Raw genomic sequence first — 19,586 nt, forward strand, 5'->3', positions numbered from 1 at the left:
TGCTTGAATTGATGCTGAATGCAGTTTGGTCTGCACCACCAGTCACGCTATAAGTCTGTGTATCACCGTCATCCACATCGCTGGCGGCGATCGTGGTCACTGCAGTTTGATTTTCATCCACAGAGACGGTAGCGGTGACTCCAGCACCATCACTGATGATCACTGGCGCTTCATTTACATCGTTGACCGATACTGTCAACGTTTGCACATCGGTAAATCCGTCGCTGTCAGTGACCGTGACTTCTACCTCGTAAGTGCCTTGAGCTTCATGATCTGGCGCAGTAACAAAAGACAATTCACCGGTGCTCGGATTGATACTGAATGCAGTCTGGTCTGCTCCACCGGTCAGACTATAAGTCTGTGTATCACTGTCATCCACGTCGCTGGCGGTAACTGTAGTGACAGCCGTCTGGTTTTCATTCACAGACACAGCGCCAATCTCACCACCCCCATTACTGGTGATCACTGGCGCTTCGTTCACGTCATTGACCGACACGGTCAGCGTCTGAACATCGGTCAGCCCATCGCTGTCAGTGACCGTGACTTCAACGTCGTAGACATCCTGGACTTCATGATCTGGCGCTGTGACAAAAGACAGCTCACCGGTGCTAGAGTTGATGCTGAATGCAGTTTGGTCTGCACCACCAGTCACGCTATAAGTCTGTGTATCACTGTCATCCACGTCGCTGGCCGTAACTGTAGTGACAGCCGTCTGGTTTTCATTCACAGACACAGCGCCAATCTCACCACCCCCATTACTGGTGATCACCGGTGCTTCGTCCACGTCATTGACCGACACGGTCAGCGTCTGAACATCGGTCAGCCCATCGCTGTCAGTGACCGTGACTTCAACGTCGTAGACATCCTGGACTTCATGGTCTGGCGCAGCTATAAAAGACAGTTCGCCCGTGCTTGAATTGATGCTGAATGCAGTTTGGTCTGCACCTCCACTGAGGCTGTAGGATTGCGAGTCACCGTCATCCACATCGGTGGCGGCGATCGTGGTCACTGCGGTTTGATTTTCATCTACAAAGGCGGTAGCGGTGACTCCACCACCATCACTGATGATCACTGGCGCTTCGTTCACGTCATTGACCGACACGGTCAGCGTCTGAACATCGGTCAGCCCATCATCGTCCGTGGCCGTGACTTCTACCTCGTAGGTATCCTGAGCTTCATGGTCTGGCGCAGCTATAAAAGACAGTTCGCCCGTGCTCGAATTGATACTGAATGCAGTTTGGTCTGCACCTCCACTGAGGCTGTAGGATTGCGAGTCACCGTCATCCACATCGGTGGCGGCGATCGTGGTCACTGCGGTTTGATTTTCATCTACAAAGACGGTAGCGGTGACTCCACCCCCATCACTGATGATCACTGGCGCTTCGTTCACGTCATTGACCGACACGGTCAGCGTCTGAACATCGGTCAGTCCATCATCGTCCGTGGCCGTGACTTCTACCTCGTAGGTATCCTTGATTTCATGATCAGGCGCTGTGACAAAAGACAGTTCACCGGTGTTCGAATCAATGCCAAAAGCTGTCTGGTCAGCACCACCAGTCACACTATAAGTCTGTGAGTCGCCGTCATCCACATCCGTGGCAGTGATCGTGGTTACTGCCACCTGATTTTCATCCACAGAGATAGTGGCCGTATCACCACCACCATTGCTTGTGATCACCGGTGCATCGTTGACAGCATGTATTCCAACCATCGTGCTGCCAGTGCCAGTCAGAGCACCGCCGCTACCTTGAACACCACTGTTGTCATCATCAAAGGTCCAATCGATTTGTACGCTGGCTGGTGGAGCTTCGCTATTGTTGCTATAGGCAATTGACTGCACTACATTGTTGACAGAATCATTGTCGGCCGTACCGTTGAATGTCACCGACAAGGTACCGTTGCTGTTGATCGTCACCGTGCCGACCGTGACGCTGTTGTACACAAGGCCAGCACCTTCGGTCAGCGTGCCCAGCAAACCCGTGGCACTGAACACGTCTTGTTGTGACGCACCGCCACTTCGTGCCAATGTCAGCGTGGTGTTCTCAAACGTATCAACACCGTTTGACAGCTCTTCGTCAAAAATCTCGACATCAGCATCCAGAACAACAGGAGAGCCATTTTCCACATAGGCCGTTTCACCCATGAGGCCTGACGCATGAATCACGGAAAAGTTATCCACAGATCCATCCACTCCAGCTGTACCGTCTGACACACCGGCGGTATCTGACGTGTCGGTGAAGGCAATGGTGGTTGTGTCCGAGTCTGCAGTGAAGCTATAGGTGTAGCGAACGAAACTGTTTCCACCGGCGTCCGAGACTATCTGCGGTACCATCAGAAGATTGACGGTTCCATCAACGCTGACTTGCAATGACTGGGTGCGGCTGGTACTCGTATCGCGATAGTCAAATGACATCTCGTAGGTAGTGCCAGCAATGGTAGTGATGGTTCGAGCAGCCGTGTGCGGGCCGACCTGATCACCGGATCCGAATCGCAGCTCTGCCTGCAATACCTGCACCTGACCCGAGGTCATCCAATTGCCCAGACCGGAATCAAAGGTTCCTTCGGGAATGAAGTCGGGCTGGGAAAATATGGGAGCATCATTGATCGCTGTGATATCGATCGTCGTGTTGCCAACAGTACCCAGTGCTCCACCAGTCCCCTGAGCTGCGGTATTGCCGTCACTGAAGGTCCAGTCCATCTGCACACTATCGGGCGACGACTCGTCACTACTCTCGTAGGTAATCTGGCGTAGTACATTGTCAACATCTGACGACGTTGGAATTTCCCCACCCGCATCGGTAAATGTCAGGACCAACTGGCCTGCCGTCGTCATGGTGTCAAAGGTGGCGATGACACTGCCATTCTTGAACAACTCGCCATCAACGAGCGTGATGCCATTGCCATCATTCATCCACAGCATGTCATCGGCAACGACCCCTCCGTTTCGGACCAGAGTCAGTGTCGCCCCGGCATAGTTGCCGTTTCCACCATTGAGAGAATCCAGCTCGGTATCGGTGATTGTGACATCCGAATCAACCACAACCGCCGAGCCGCCTTCAATGAAGTTCGGATTGCCATCCAGCGTACCATTGAATGACGGTGCATCATTGACGGCCGTGAAGGTAATGTCTCGACTTTGCGGAATACTGTTGGACTCTCCGTCATTGACGGTAAAGCTGATGGTTCTTTGCGCATCCGATGATTCGGAACCATTCGTGTAGGTGATGCTGCGCAACGCTGCCTCATACTGTGCAACAGTTGCAGTTCCGGTCAGCGTCAGAACGCCCGTCGCTGCATTCCAGCTACCGCTTATACCGTTCTGATTGGCGAATGACAATACGTCGGCGCTAGTGTCAAAGCCCGATGCGATCTGTATCACAGCCGCTTCCAGAGCGGTATCATCGACATCACCAACCGTGAGCGTCGAACTGATTGCAATGGCTCCCTGATTTTCCGTGTAAGGCAGCGCTGAACTTTCAATGCTGGAAATTTCCGGCGGGTCGTTGACATCCGTTACATTGATGATGGCGGATCTTGTTTGAGCGCTGAAAGCACTTGAGGCACCAACACCGGTGCCGGAAATATCAAAATAGTTTCCGCGGGTTCCACTACTGTGATCCCAGGCTCTGAAGCCAAAGTTGGCAGTTCCTCCGTCCACACCATCAGGCACGTAGCGCACACGGTCGGCTTCCCCCAGCAGTAACGCATTGCCAGCGGACACAGCCCCGAAATCCAACCAGGACGAGCTGCCATTCAGCTGGTATTGCCAGGTACCGGTGAATTCATTGCTGACAATGATCGCAATACCTTCAGGATCACCGTCAACATCGCTAATCGCATCTGCTCCCATACGAGCAACCAGTGTGGCAACTGTTTCTCCGGTATTGTTGACGTCGTCTTCACTGATAGTCGACATCACAGAGTTTGTACCGGACAGCAGCGGTGCATCGTTGACGGCCGTTATGGTGACCGTGGAGGCTGCCCCAACGTACGTGGTATCGTTCACACCATCCAGGTCGGAGTCCGATACCGATGCCAGGGTGACTGTTCTGCTGGAACCACCTGGGGACTCACTGGTATTGTTGTACTGGGCATCGTCGACGAGTGTTTGGGCAGCGAAAGCTGAAATACCGGCCCCGGCAGATATGGTTACAGTTGCCGTCGAACCGGCAATCACCACGGCAACGTCGTACCCCAAAGCAGCCGTTACCACGGAGAAGCCGTCCGTCAGTTCGACGACCTCGCCATCAATGATCAATCGTTCGTTCGCTCCGTCAGCAATATCCTCGACAGTGAAAACCAGTGACGATATCTGCTCGCCCGCTTCAACCGGGTCGATCGACGCAGCGTTGAACAAGCCCACCGGCCCACCGTTCTCTGTCCAGACTGGCGAATCTGTGATTACCGAAACGAGGGGTGCATCGTCCACTGCCTCGACTCGCATGATGAGCGTGTTCGACACCGAATCATCATCACCATCGTTGACGACGAAGCTGATCGTACGATTCGATGTCTCCGGATCGTCACTGGTATTTTCGAAGGTGATCTCCCTTAAAGCGTCCTCATAGTCCTGAAGAGTCACCGAGCCGGCAACGTCACTGCTCAGCGTCAGTGTGATTGTGCCATCACCAGTCAGGGCCGCTGCAGGTATACCGCCGACCGATATCCCCAGCGCGTTCATGGCGGATTCATCAACCCTGAAGATGTCACCGGCCTTGCCACCGGAGAGTGTCACCGTCAGACTTTCAGCATGGCTATCATCGACGTCTGTCAGTGTAAAATCGTCGTCGATGATGGCCGCTGGCACTCCACCTTCCGTGAAGATGGTCGTACCCACCGACGAGGTAATCGTGAAATCACTGAGATTCAACCGGTTGCCAGGACCACTGCCATAGTCATATTGAAAATTCGCCAACACCAACGGACTGATGTAGGCGGTCCCGTGACGGAACAGCGTCTGACTCGTCGCCCCAATATCGATTCCGCCGCCAAGCGTTGTGGAGAAATCGGTGGCAGTCTCACTGATGGAACCATTCGACAGTAACGGATACTGGTAAGTCCCCCCAGTGGGCGACATGTTGCGAACCGCATCCCCGGCAAGGATGGTTGGTCCTGCCCAGGGTGTGCGCAAGGTGATCACATTCCCGACAATGGCATTTGCATCCCACAGGTTGTATTCGACGTTGCGCGTGTAGGTATAGTCGGCATAGGTTTCACCATGACTGTTGGTGTAGCCGTACCAGACGAAGGATCGATTGCCGCCAGCAGCTCCATCGTACCAACCGCTACCATCGGTCAGTACGATTTCCGTTGCTCCGGCTACCAGATCGACAGCCAGGGTGGTATCCACTGCGCCGGCCATCTTGCCAACATGCTGCGCATTGATGCTGTGACCATCGATATCGAAGCTGGAGAATCCCAGATACTGTCGCGCCGCCGGGTCATGGTTGCCGTCCGCACCATCACCGGAAAACGCGGTGACCGAGATATCGTAGGTCTGGCTCGGATCCACCGCTATCCAGTTGCTGGTGGAAAGATTGGAAGTGGTATCGATCGAGATTGACGTCGAACCGGAATACTCCCCGATGAATTCTTCAAACCCGCTTCGGATAACCGGTGCATCGTTGAGCGCATCAACCGTGATGGCAACGCTGTCGATGTGTTCGGTCTGGTCGGATGCCAGAGCCGAGATCTCATTGGCCGACAATGCCCGACTGTAAACGCGGGCATCATCGATCAGTCCATTGAAGTCGAATTCGGTGTCTGAGTAGCCGTGATTCCCGATGTAGGTATCACTTCCCAGCGAATAGGCTATGGAACCTGTTGTAGACGAAGATGCAAGCAAGCCTCCGTTCAGATACAAGGCGTGCGTGTCGTTCGCATCATCGAAGACATAGGCCACATGATTCCATCCTGTACCCGCAATGGTGGTTCCATTGACGAACAACTTGTTCCAGGTTGAGCCGTCATGGTAGAACCCGGTGATTCCCTTGCCACCCGTACCATCAGCACGCAATACGACATTGTCACCCAGACTGATGATATCCGCACCATTCGTATCTGCCGACGTCAGATTGACCCAGGCAGACAGTGTCACGTTGGCCGGATTCGAATAGGTGCCGCTGACGAAAACGCCATCGCCTGTTCCATCGACACTCAGCACCTCTCCGCGCATTCCGTCGACAACACTCGTTGCATCACCCACGAATGCACCATCGTTAACCGTACCGACACTCTGGTCATCAGCGTTACCACCAGCAAAGGTATAGTGCCCCTCAAGCTCGGTGGCGACAGCTGTTGTCATTGTCAACGTAACGCTGCCGTTGAAGTCGGCATCGGGCGTGAATGTCATGCCGTCCAGTGCCACGTTGATGTCAGACTCTGTGCCGTTGATCGTGATGGAAGCGCTGCCCTGGCTCCCTTCTACAAAGGAGATACCGGTGAGCGCTGCAAGGTTCAACACACCATTGTTGGCAGACAAGCTTACCTGCATGAGGGGATCATCTCCCCCTGTCAGCCTGTAGACGGTGATCGCATTGGCGCCCGAGAACGTCAGCACCTCATCTTCATTGATACTCTGTGGACCGGGAAACTGATATCGAGCATCCCCTGTGATGGCCCAACTGTCGTCGTTGATCAATGAGTCTCGTGCGGCGGCGGCCGCTGCACTATAGACAAGATCAGATGCACTCAACGTCACACCGGATTGCACGTTTTGACTTGCCCACCCAATCAGTGCTGCATCGTAGTGGGCTATTGACAAGCCACTATTGTTCAGCATCGAGTTCATGTCGATGACACTTGTCACATCCCATGTGCCAATGTCCTGATTGAAGGCAGCAGCGTTGCGAAACATGTGAGACATCGCTGTGACATTGCCAACATCCCACCCACTGATATCCTGATTGAATGCTGTCGCATCAAAGAACATCGACGTCATCAAGGTGACATCGGAAACATTCCAGGATCCGATATCCTGATTGAAGGCACTTGCTCGGAAGAACATCGAATTTGTTCTGGTGAGACTGTCAGTATTCCACCCTCCGATGTCCTGGTTGAAGGCAGTTGCTTCATAGAACATCGCACTCATCAATATGACACTGGATGTGTCCCACGCACCAATGTCCTGATCAAAATGACTGGTTCTTGCCAACATCCATGACATGCCCGTCACGTTGCCGGTATCCCAGCCGCCAATATCCTGATCAAACACGCTGGCGTTATCAAACATGAAAGCCATATTGGTGACGCTGCTCGTGTTCCATGCGCCGATATCCTGATTGAATGACGTTGCATTCTGAAACATGCCGTTCATGACGAGAACACTGGACGTATTCCAGGAGCCAATGTCCTGATCGAAAGCAGTGGCACCTGAGAACATCAGATTCATGTGGGTAACATTGCCGGTATTCCAGGCGCCGATATCCTGATTGAACGCAGTGGCACCAGCGAACATCGAACTCATGCGAGTGACGCCGGATGTATCCCAACTACCGATATCACCGTTGAATGCAGAGTCCTTGAACATGTCGGATAGATCGGTCACTCCGGTCAGATCCGGTGCATCGCTGGCGTTGTAAACCAGGTTGCTGGCACCATCAAAACCGTCCGACCAGTTCTCAAAAGCCACATTGCCCCACTGCTCGATGCTGGTCAGCTTGTCAACGTCTCCTCCATTGTCAAAGGCAAAGCCTGCGAAATCACCGACAATCGCAATCGTATAGCTACCAGACGACGCGTAGGTGTGACTGATATTGCCACTGATATTCGAATCGCTCGTGCCGTCGCCCCAGAAGACCGTAAAGTCATCACTGCCCGCGTTGGTCAGCAGCTCGATGGTATCGTTGGCACTGGTGCCGGCCAGTGTGGTATCCCACATCGTGACAAACCCCACCGCCTCAGCAGTGGCCTGATCGCTGGCAGATGTGATGGTCACCGTTTGCGTTTCGGTATCAACACCTTCTGACACACGGTAGTCGAAAGACTCCGTCCCATCGGCAACGCTGAGCACCTCCAGCCGACCATCAGCACGCAGCGTGATCGTCATGCCTGAGGCCAGGGTTGCAACATCCCCCGGATTGTTCAACGCCGTGACAGTATTGCCGCTGGCTGTATCGATGATCTCGGTCACACTCAACGGGTCACTCTGTGCATCGCTGTCATTGGCGAGCACGTCCACGACAGTCGGTGCCCCGGTGATGACCGTGGCCGCGTCAGCCAATGCCGTGATGTCGCCAGGCGCCAGTACAGCTACCCAGTCATCCTGCAATTCGGTACTCACGACCACGTCACTCTCGATGCGGCCTTTCCGGTATTCGAGTTCCCAGTCGCCGCCCTTTGCTGCAGAGCCCGTAAGGTCACTGGAGGCCGTCACATCAGCCCCCGTCAGACGTGCCATCGTGTCCACAAAAAGCCGTCCAGCACCGTCCCCGGCGATCTCGCAACCGTATAGCAGAATGTCCGCGTCCGGCGTCAGTGCATCCCGCCAGGCAGAGACCTCCTGCGCTCGGGACAGCAAGTGCACCGTCTCGATACGCTCACCCGCCAGTTCCAGCGTTCCATTGCTACCATGGGACAACAGGTGTACGGCGGTCAGGCCACGCTGCTCTGCCAGAATCCCACTGATCTGGCTCAAGGCATCCGTATCGGCATCCAGCACAAGAATCTGCCGCTCTTCCTGTCCGGCACGCAACAGATCGGCCAGCACCGTGTCCAGATCCGGCAAGCCCGAATCCAGAATCACCAGTTCCCGAGTCTGGACTTCCTCGGCTTGTGCTTGCCCATCAATAGCGATCTCTTCACTCTCGGCGCTCTGCAACACCACCAGCTCCGCCAGGGGTTCCGGGACGAATTCCAACGCCGCCAAAGCGGCATCGGCAGAGAACAGTATTCGCTTCTCCAGGGTCTCCAGATGAAACTCCGGCGGCGAAGTCTGTCCGGATGGATTGAGTCTGCGCGCCATTGCCGTGGCTACTGCTCGGCAGGGTCGGTTTGAGCAGACCTGTCGTCGGAGTTGGCTGCAGCCACGACCGGCTCGAACACGATACGACAGCGCTGGCCGGCCGGTATCCTGTGATCCGGATTGGGGACCTTCAGGCGCACGCCGAAAGTGCCGCTACGCGAATCCAGCATCGCATCCACGACATCCACGGTAGCGGGCAAGGCAGCGTCTCCACCGAGTTCCGGATACAGCTGTGCGATGTCACCAACCGCGATGGTGCCGAACAGCCGGGCTGGCAGCATGACTTCGACACGCAAGGGGTCCAGAGCGGCGATCGTCATCACCGGGTTGTCGTAGACGAATTCTCCGGCGAATGCCAACTGTGCCACCACGACACCGTCCACCGGGCTGGTCAGGATACGTCGCGCGTACAATCTCTCCGAACGCCTGAGTTCCAGTTGCTGGATTCTGCGATTCTCCTGAGCCTGTTTCAGGGTCGCTCTGGCAATCCGGTAACGCGCGGTAGCCTCATCACGTTGCTGAGCCGAGATGATTTTCTGCTGATACAGATCTTCAAGCCGGTCCCGCTCCAGCTTTGCCAGTGTCAGATCAGCCTCGCGTACATCGATTTCGCTCTCTGTCTCCGCGCTGGTCTGGGCCAGTGCCACCTCGGCACTCTCCACACTTGACTCCAGCTGAGCAAGCGGCTGCCCTCGGCTGACACGCTCACCACGATCTACCAGCAGCTTGGCGATCACGCCCTGTACCGGGCTGCCGACATCGGACACCACCCACGGCTCGATCAGGCAGTCCATGGCATCTTGCGCGATGGATTCCGATGCACCGGCTGTGGAAGTGAGGCTGATCAGCAGCAGGATCGAGGCGACAAGCAGCGTTGGTCCAGGGGCCGACCAGTCGACGCCGCTCGCTGTCATGCATTGATGTTGGTTTACAGGATTATTCATGATAAGTGGTGCCGTCGCCCTCCATAGGCAAGTTGACGCTCCAGTGTTTCTCGAGATTGATACAGCGCTCGTCTCTGCTGTCGATGTCGCCACTCCATCCGACGCTGTGCCAGACGAATCAGTACCATGGCAGTTCGATGCCGGTTTCCAGCTGCCAGGAGGCTCGCCAGCTTGCGATAGGGCAAGGGCATCGCTTCCTTCAGATAGACATCGTCCAGATCAGGCAATGCCTGCCAGGACCCTGGATCTCCCTGACGGGCGGCGCGTCCGGCCAGTTGGCGATCCAGGCGTCGAGCATCATTGAAGGCCAGCGAGATCACGTGCAATCCGCCGCGCTCGGCAACGTTATCGCCCAAGGGAATATCGGTACCGCGTCCGGCCATGTTGGTGGCAACCGTTATCTGCCCAGCCTGGCCCGCTGTCGCCACTATCGCGGCTTCGTGGGCGTCCTGATAAGCATTGAGCACCTGATGGTCGAGACCATGTGCCTTCAGCATGGCGGACACACCCAACGATTGTTCCACACTGCGAGTACATACCAGCACCGGCTGTTGCCGGCCATGGCGCAGCTGTATGTCCTCAACCATTGCCCGCAACTGGGTCGAGCGATTCACGAAGACACGCGCAGGCAGATCCACCCGCTGACTGGGACGATGCGAAGGAATACGAACAAGCAATCGATCATACACATGGTGCACCTCGGCGCTCACTTCCTGCAAGGTGCCGCTGATACCGACCAGGCCGATATAGCGTCTGAAAAACTGCTGAAACGGCAGTGAAGCGACGGTTTCCTGTCCGGGTGAGGTCTTGCATTTTTCCTTCAGCTCCAGCATCCGGTGCAGACCATGCGGCAGTCGTCTGTCCGGCAGTGCACGACCCGTATGTCCATCGAGCAACTCCAGAGAGCCATCACGCACGATATAGTCACGATCACGTTCGAAGCCATGCAAGGCCGTCAGCGCCTGCCCAACGCTTTCCTCTCGATACCGGGAAGAGCGCCATAGTTGGGCAATGCCTTCCGCGAGACGTGACAGCTCGGCCCGCCCGCTGTCGGTCAGCTGCACCTTGCGATGGCTCGACTGCACGATGAAGTCCGTGCCTTCCAGTAATTGCTCGGCAAGTCCCAGAGCCACGACAGCCTCGGCGTCTGCCGCCGCACTGTCCTTCTGTGCCCTTGCCAGAACCAGCGGAATGCGCGCTTCATCCACCAGAAGACTGTCAGCCTCGTCGATAATCGCCAGACACAAGCCGCGTAGCAGCGGCGTGCCTGCCGAGCGCGATGCTGTCGGAATCAGCGCACTCCAACTCGCACGCAATGAGTCGGGTTCGGTACCGGTTTGCAGGGAATCATTCAGCCAGTCGAACGCCACCTGCTTTGCCGTGACATAGACGATGTCGGCGGCATATGCCTGACGACGTTCAGCCGCGTCCTGGGTCGGCAGCGCGCAAGCGACTCGCAGCCCCAGATGGCGGTACAAGGCTTCCATACTCGCCGCATCACGCTCTGCCAGATATTCATTGGCGGTCATGACATGCACCGGGGTTGCGCTGAGTGCGGCGGCACTGGCCGCCAGGGCCACACTGAGCGTCTTTCCCTCTCCCGTAGCCATCTCCACAAGATACCCACGCAACATGGCTCGTGCCGCCAGACACTGATTCGCACGAGGCACCAATTGCAAGGATTCTTCCACGGCCAGACAGGCCATGGCCAATGCCTCATCCAGACAAGAGTCGCTGGCTGCCGCGTGACGCATGCGATGGGCCAGAACGATGAGCTGAGCGCGACGCTGATCTGGTGTCAGCTCCGCCAAAGCCCTTGTGCGCTGGGCCAACTGATGCAGCCAGCGGGTAGACCCCTTCTCGGTATATCGACACCTGCCGGGCCAGCTGAGGCTACGGACCAGCACACGATCCAACCAGCTTCGTCGATCCGGCAATTCACGCTTCAGTGGCGATGACCCATAACGCAGACCAGGACGACAGAAGGAAAGGTTTGAGTACCGAGTCATCACGACGCTACCCGCCCGGCAAGGGTTTGTCGCAACTTCGTGCCCATGCGCTCCAGCAGGGGTGCTGGAGCATAGACCAGGCGTACCCCGACATGCGAACCGACAGCTGCGAACTCCGCCACCTGCGGCCATGCCAGTTCGACATCGAATACGGCATTCTTCAGCAAAGTGCCGTCTCCGGCCGGATCGGCCTCATGCATGCCACCACCGTAGGTACTCAAGGCGGCACTGCTCACCATCCGAGTGGCCTTGGGCATGCGGCGCAACACCGCCGTGTCGAATACCCGAGCGCGGCCATGAGGTCCCTGAATACGCAGTTGGACCGCTTGCAGATCCTCGTCGAAACGCGCTATGGCGCGCTCATCGATTGCCAGCCTCACCGTGCGAGTGGTGGGCGGGATGACAAAGGCCACCACATCTCCGCGCGTCAGCGCTCGGCCCTGCAAGGCCGCCGTGCCAACCACATCGAACAGACCATCGAAGCCGGCTCGCTGGGTAATGGCTGCCATGCGTTCCCGGGTGTCCTGTATCGCCGCTTCACTGGCTTGCAGTTCCGCGTCCAGGGTACCCAGTTCCAGAGGATCTCGGGCCGCAGCGCCCGCTCGACGTACCTGCAGTTCGTCGACCCGCGCCACCAGTTCGTGCAAGCGAGCCTGCAGCTCCGGCTCTTCACAGGCAAACAGGACATCGCCAGCCTTGACCTGCTGACCGGGCTGCACGAACACATCATTGATATCGCAGTTGCTGCTGACCCGAATCTCCGCTTCCTCCGGTATCCAGACCACACCGGGTACCACACTGGTATGAGGTACCGGGACCCAGACAGCCATCATCAACAGCAGCAAGGGAAGCGCTATCGCCAGCACAACCGCGCGCCTGCAGTGATAGGCCGGATCCCTGAACAATGCCGACACCGCGCGCCACAGCGGTAGAACAACGGACAGAATGACGACCAGAACGGCCAGCATGACACCCATGAAGAACCATCGGTCGCTGAGCACCCAGGCAATCGACAGCATCAGCAGGGTTCTGTACGTTGCCGAGAAGATTCCGTAGGCATGCAACCAGGCCTTCTCGGCGCGATCCTCGGTGCGTCTCTGTCGTGATGACTTGCCGGTCAGCAGTGATCGCAGACCATCGAGCACGGTACGGCGTGAACGGCTCGCCAGATTGGGAATCTCGATCCAGTCGGCCAACAGATAGTAGCCGTCGAACTTCAGTAGTGGATTGCCATTGAGCAACAGGGTGGAGATGCCGCCGGTCATGAACAGCACCAGCCCGATCTCCTGCAGCAGCCCATCCGTAGTAGCCCACAGCAGCAGGCCGATGGCCGCCGCTGACAGCTCCACGAGAATGCCGGCCGCACTGACCAGCATGCGATCCTGCTTGTCGGGAAACAGGGCACTGGCGCTGGCATCCACATAGGGCAAGGGCAGAAGAATCATCAATGCCATACCCGTTTCGTGCACCTCGCCACCCGCTCGCTTGACCGCCAGAGCATGCGCAAGCTCATGCAGGAACTTCAAGGGTGGATAGACCAGCACAAACAACAGTGTGGTACGGGCACTCAATAGTGTGGCGTCCGTCAAGGCATCCCACAACCGAACACCTTGCGAGAATGCACTGATGCAAGCCACGGCCATCAGCATCAACCACAGCAGGCCCGCCGTGCGGGAGAACAAGCGCTTCGCCAGCGGGGTCAAGGTCGTCAGCCACTGGTCAGGATCATGCAGCGCAAAGCGCAGGTACAGAGGGTTCAGATAGCGTTGTTGTCGCTCGCTGGCGCGATGCTTCTGTCGCCGATCAAACAGTCTTTCTTCCGCTATGTGTCGATCAACCACCATCAGATCGGCCGCGTGCAAATCGGCAAGCAATGCGATCCATTCATCCTGAGTGGGCGCATCCTTGTCACGCTCGACAATCGCCTGATCCCATACCTGACCGACACTGGTTTCACCATCGAGCCGATCCACCAGCTCGAAACCGGCCACATCCAGACGGTGACAATCAGCCGTGTCACGACGGTGCAACACGTACGCCGTGCGGCCGCGATACACATGCCGTGACACCGTGACGTCACTGGCCAGTCGCGGGCACACATCACGAACACGGTGCCATTGAGCGCTGAACAGGGAGCCCTGGCTCATCCGACCCACCGCCACCACAGTTCAGCCAGAGCACGGTTGAACCGGCGGGTCAGTACGCCCATGGCGCTCATGCGACCAGCCTGCAGGCGTGCTACACCACTTTGCCCCGGACGCAGCCGTGATTCGGGTTCGGAAAGACTGGCTTTCACCCGAAAACGATTCCTGCCATCCTTTGCCTCGGCCACCGGGTAGACCGACTCCACGACAATGGGCAGGCTCTGCCTGGGCATGGCGCGCAGGGACAGCGTCCCGAGCTGACCTTCGAATACATCATAGACATCTGCCTCATCCACCAGCACATGGACTTCGAAATCTGCATTGGGAGCGATCTCGAACAGGGTTTCACCTCGGGTTACTGCGCTGCCACTGGTACGGGACGCTTCAGCGGCAATCACGATGCCGTCCATGGGAGAGACCAGCTCGGTACGGCTCAAACGCTGCTCCACACCCTCGCGTCGCGCCCGAGCCTGGGCCAGACGGGCCCTCGCAATGCCGGTGGCCTGACGATCGTAACTGGCCATGGCCGCCCGAAACTCGGCATCCGCCATGGCAATATCGCTGTCACGGCTGGCGATCTCGAGTTGCAGTTCACGTGGATCAAGACGTGCCATCACCTGCCCTTCGTTCACCCGATCTCCGGCGACCACCAGCATGTCGGCGACAAAGCCGTTCTGGGGCGCGGTAACCAGGCGACGCTCATGGGATAGCAGTTCGGCCGAAGCCACGATATGCCAGGGCATGGTCACGACGAATGAGCCGAGCAGCACGATAACGGCCAGACCAGCCAGTGCTCGCATACCGGGGCGTTCGCCACCCAGATAACGTTGCAGAGTTGCACGGCAGCGACGGCGCAAGACGGCCCACCAGCTGCGATCCGCTTGCTGATGCAAGTCGAGCACAGGGGCAAGACCCACGGACAGACGTTCCAGTGCCGCAACCGGAAATGCGCGTCTTTCGCGCCGCTCCAGCAGGAATACCCCAATGAGTTTCTGCTTGTCATACAACGGTACGCTGCAGATCGCGCATGACACACGCCTACCGGCCAATGCGCGATGGGCCGCCAGCACACCGAGTGAATCGGACGTCGGTGGCCAGCACACGATGGATTCCTGCGCACAGGTTTCGCGCATGGCATCCACCAGCAGACGAGCCTCGGATGAAGACGCATCGAGCACCGCTTGCTGCGAGATGGCGGCCAGTGTCAGATCCTTGCCATCCGCCAGGGCGACAGCCACTCGGTCGCAGTCGAACCGTGCCTTGAGCGCTGCGGCCAGGGCATCGAGCGCGCCCTGCAGAGTATTGCTCGCCAGCAACTCGGCCAACACACCCAGCAGCATGGCCTGATGCCCGGCAAGCCTCTCGGCACGCACGGCACGGACATGCAGCGCGGCAATCTCTGGTGCGGGTAACTCCTTCGAGCTTACCGGCGCGGCGTGATCACTGTGCTTCCGAACGTGGCTGTTCATCACGTACCAAACGAGCTCGAATGCAACGAGTCGTAGAAAATGACGCTGTCCATTTCAATGCCTGAAGTCCTGTATTGGTGTCGTGAATGGAACTCATGTGCATACTCGACAGCAACCGCCGTTCCAGCACACATCTCCATTCAGGACATGCGTCACAAATCAGGAGAAAGCCATTCAATTTGAACCGGATTACATGAGCCGTTGTTCGCCGGCAGTCCGTGACAAGTTCGCGAAGCAGAGCATCAAGACCGATTCGCAGCTGCGCGTATGCAGGTGCGACAGACTTCGGCAAGCTCAAGCGAGTCCATTGCTGTTTCAGCAAAGGTTGTTTGCGGGCATGGAAACCCTCGGACACTTCATGCCTCCTGTCAGCTCAGTGGCGTTCGATTCGGTACTGAGGGTGGACAGAACATTGTCTGCCAGACAGACCATGAGCTCCGTCTGATCGGCATTGGCAAAACAGTCGGACGAATACGTGTAATCGTTATTCGTATCTTCAGTGTCACCGGAAACAGTGACATCCGAATCCGATGAGCCGGAGCTGCTGCAGGCTGAAAGCAATACTACAGGGACTGACACACGGAAAAGCAGTGTAATCGGCTTCTGGATTCAGTCATCGGTCTCTCTGGTTCGCCACAACTGCTGCGGAGCCAGTTCGTCGCTACAGGACTCGAGAGTCAGTGCCTTGATCTGATGCTGAGAGCCCTTGCCCATGCGTGTGTCTTGTGCAACCGTCAGACACAAGGCAGGGGCTGCCTTCGCGAAGATTCGTCCATCATCATCAAACACGAACTGCTGCGGCTCGCTACCATCACAATCAGCCAGGCCCACTGTCGCACCAGCCTCAAGACCCGATAATGTGGCACAAACATCGTAATCCGTCATGTACAACTCATTGTCGGCAAGATGTGCGGTATCGAAAATCTGATCGGTTCCCAGAGAGCCTCTGTAGCTGTAACAAGTATGAGCCTGCAGACCCTTGTTGATGTCAACATTTTCATTGCCGCCGGCAATATCAATGCAATAGCCATTGAGGATGCCATCGAGCTCATCGTCCAGCGTGATTTCCACATTCGCAGCATTGACCAGCGATGCGAGCAGGCAGCTGCCAGTGGCAAGCAATACAATGACAGGGCGCATGTATTCTGTTTCCGTAGTCATGAAAGAACGGTGATGTGAGGTAACCCACTTAAGCGTTAGTTGAACGGGCGCGAGTTCGTCCCCCAGGTTATCACCTGCCGTGCGATCAAATTTGCAGATATTGTGAAAGTTCGTCGCGCGATGAATGGCAGCCTTGCTGGTCACATCGAACGACGGTTGACTCTGGCTTGTCTGCTGAAGTCCTGATACGATTTTCAACCATGACGGCCAGCATGGATTCGACCGCACTAGTCATCTCATCGGCCTATCCGACGGGCACTATTCTTTGCACTGGACTGCCAGTGACCCGCTCTTGTATTCTCCTACTCCACCAGACGGGCCGCCAGCGCCGTCCAGACGGGCAAAGTCAGCAAACCCAGAGCGGTTGACTGCATGACCACGATGGCCACACGCGAGCGATCTGCGCCATAGCGAGCTGCCAGCACATGCGCCGCCGACGCCGTGGGCAATGCTGCGAATATCAGCAAGGTGGCCGGCACAATGCCGCGAGCGCCGGTAATCAGTACCACCAGGGATACCAGGCCGGGCAGTGCCAGCAACTTGATGGCACTGATGGCCAGCGAGTAACGATCAGGAGGCCAGATACGTGATTGACGCAAGGCCGCACCCAGCGACAGCAAGACCACCGGTATGGCCGCGTCGGCCAGCCTGCCAATGAATGCCGAGGCACTGGCTGGTACCGTTTGCCCGGTAAGGCCGACCACGACACCCACCAGACTGGCGAGCAAGAAAGGGTTCATGGCGATTTCACCCAACTGCGCCATACGCGAGTGCGACTGACCGCGGGTCAAACCGAATACCGCATACAGATTGGCCAATGGAATGGCCACCCCGACAACAATCGCCAGAATGGCAGACGCTTCCGATGGCAGAGCCGTGATGGCGACGAATCCCAGAGCCGTGTTGAAGCGCCAGGCATTCTGCGAGATACCCGCCTTGTTGGGAGAACCACCCTCACCCGACAGTGAACCGACACTCAATGCCAACACAAAACCGACACTCACCAGCAATGCCGCCAGCAGCCCGATGACCAGCAGTGAATCCAGTTCGATGGGCCGCTGAGATGCGGCGTTGAACAACAGCGCCGGATACAGCAGGTAATAGCACAGCCAGTCAATATACCGCCACCCGTCGTCACTGATCTTCTTACCGACCAGCGCCCCCAACGCAATGACAGCGAAGTCTGGTAGCAATACATGCAGGCTGTTCAATGGAAGAAGTGATTCCGATGGTGATTCAGAGGGAGCCGATGATACCGGAAGGGGTTGAGCGGTGGAGGTTGGGGGTGGGTGATGTGACTGTTTGCGTTCGCCTATTGTTGTAGTGCTTTGGAAATTGACCAGCACAGTGACTGATGACGAGTACCTGGAAAGACTATATCTTGAAGAAAAAGACGGTGTTATTTTCCAAGTTGGAATATGGACAGATTAGTAGGCGAGGATTCCCTGTTTGGAACAATATCAGATCAAGGCACCTTTGCGACCTCCTTACCTCAGGGGACTGCCAAGGGTTCTGCGAGCAGCTACATGTGGCGTGCAATAGTGCAAAACGAATCGGGTAAAGGCTGGTGTCTAGCCAACCCTCCCCACAACATCCTGCATGCGGGTTCGCCCAAGACGCTTCATACTGAACTATAAAGCGATATCCACCCGTGGCGTGGTGAGGTCAAGCGTTCAGCCTTCAAATATTCGCCAGATAACGTCTGTTGCAAACCCGAGAAGCTCGAAGCTACGACAAGGTAATTTACTCGTGTGACCGCACACAGTGGCTGTTTGTATGTTCAACACCCAGCTTCAACAGCTTTCCTGTTCCGGTACGCACCAAACACCACTGTCAGCAGCAGGCCATACGAAGGCGGCGACGAATACACCGATCCAGTTCGATACACTTGTTGTAGCAGTTGGCAATCCCAGAATAGTGTGTTCAGCCACGAATGTACGGGCGGTGAAATCATCTGCGTAGTGATCTGACCAATGGCCGCGTCTTTAAAGTACCTTGTCCACAGGGACAAGCATGCAATTCTACAGTAGCGGAGAAACATGAAGAAATTCGACATTCGAACAGCAACCACCAATGACATCTCCGTCTTGCGCGGGTTCGAACAAAAACTGATTGCTCTGGAACGCAAGTTTGACGCTGAACTCAAAAGCAGTGGTGCAACATACTATGACCTTGAACACCTGATCTCGGATGATGACTCCTATCTGGTCGTTGCGGAATCTTCTGGTGAGGTCATTGGATCTGGCTATGGCCAGTTCAGGGAGTCCAAATCATGTTTTGATACAGGCAAGCACTGCTATCTTGGATTTATCTTCGTGGATGATTCCTGTCGAGGCTTCGGTGTTGCAAAACGAATCATGGATGCAGTCTGTGACTGGTCTGAGGAGCGGGGAGTAAACTACTTCCTGCTTGAGGTGTACAGTGAGAACGAAACTGCAATTAGTGCCTATGAAAAGCTGGGATTCAAAAGTCTGAGCGTTACAATGGAACTCAGACGTTGAGTAGAGAGATTTGGAAGAGACCTTGAGTCAGTGTCTCACAACAGCTTGTGAAGTAGACAGTTGCAGAACCGGTAGCCGGAGGTGTCTGTTCCTCTGCTCAGACAGCACCCTGCAAGCGGCTTTGCACAGGGCGTTTCATGTCGAATGAAACAGGCTGTATCCACCCTTGGTGTAATAACAACACGCCCTGGAACAGTCCTGTGAATACGCTTGTTGGCTGCCAGGGGTCGCGTAACCACGACGGGGCCGTTACTCTGGGCCACAAGCCAAGACTGCTGGTACACCTACACCCAGCTGCAACAAGCTTCCTGTGTTGATACACACCAATCGTCACTACAACCAGCAAGCCACGCACAGACAGCGACGATTCCGGCAATCCATTTCGACACATCTCGT

The 19,586-nt window shown here is 56.4% G+C and carries 8 protein-coding genes; 1 reads left to right on the forward strand and 7 read right to left on the reverse strand.

The window, feature by feature from the left end:
* From ACUNV4_RS19025 to ACUNV4_RS19055, 7 genes are all read right to left on the reverse strand, one after another.
* On the reverse strand, positions 1-8,962 hold an 8,962-nt coding region (locus tag ACUNV4_RS19025; protein WP_430880183.1), incomplete at its 3' end, for a BspA family leucine-rich repeat surface protein.
* Between the two features lie 8 nt (positions 8,963-8,970).
* The gene (locus ACUNV4_RS19030) at positions 8,971-9,876 is read right to left on the reverse strand and encodes an efflux RND transporter periplasmic adaptor subunit (RefSeq protein WP_430880184.1); all 906 of its coding nucleotides are present in this window, start codon (positions 9,874-9,876) and stop codon (positions 8,971-8,973) included.
* Between the two features lie 26 nt (positions 9,877-9,902).
* Positions 9,903-11,915: a preprotein translocase subunit SecA gene (locus ACUNV4_RS19035; protein ID WP_430880185.1), complete on the reverse strand. Its 2,013-nt coding sequence runs from the start codon at positions 11,913-11,915 to the stop codon at positions 9,903-9,905.
* The gene (locus tag ACUNV4_RS19040) at positions 11,915-14,062 is read right to left on the reverse strand and encodes a biotin/lipoyl-binding protein (protein ID WP_430880186.1); all 2,148 of its coding nucleotides are present in this window, start codon (positions 14,060-14,062) and stop codon (positions 11,915-11,917) included. Before ACUNV4_RS19040 ends, ACUNV4_RS19035 begins: the two co-directional genes overlap by 1 nt.
* A complete protein-coding gene (locus ACUNV4_RS19045) occupies positions 14,059-15,528 on the reverse strand; it encodes an efflux RND transporter periplasmic adaptor subunit (RefSeq protein ID WP_430880187.1) in 1,470 nt (489 codons plus the stop codon). Before ACUNV4_RS19045 ends, ACUNV4_RS19040 begins: the two co-directional genes overlap by 4 nt.
* 609 nt (positions 15,529-16,137) lie before the next feature.
* On the reverse strand, positions 16,138-16,668 hold the full coding sequence (locus ACUNV4_RS19050) for a ricin-type beta-trefoil lectin domain protein (RefSeq protein WP_430880188.1): 531 nt from the start codon (positions 16,666-16,668) through the stop codon (positions 16,138-16,140).
* Positions 16,669-16,991: 323 nt separating this feature from the next.
* Positions 16,992-17,900 carry an AEC family transporter gene (locus tag ACUNV4_RS19055; protein WP_430880189.1) on the reverse strand — a complete coding sequence of 303 codons (909 nt, stop codon included), beginning with the start codon at positions 17,898-17,900 and terminating at the stop codon, positions 16,992-16,994.
* 828 nt (positions 17,901-18,728) lie between these two features.
* Between ACUNV4_RS19055 and ACUNV4_RS19060 the strand changes: the two genes are divergently transcribed.
* The gene (locus tag ACUNV4_RS19060; protein ID WP_430880190.1) at positions 18,729-19,190 is read left to right on the forward strand and encodes a GNAT family N-acetyltransferase; all 462 of its coding nucleotides are present in this window, start codon (positions 18,729-18,731) and stop codon (positions 19,188-19,190) included.
* Positions 19,191-19,586: the final 396 nt, after the last annotated feature.

This window comes from Granulosicoccus sp. 3-233 (genome assembly GCF_052681095.1).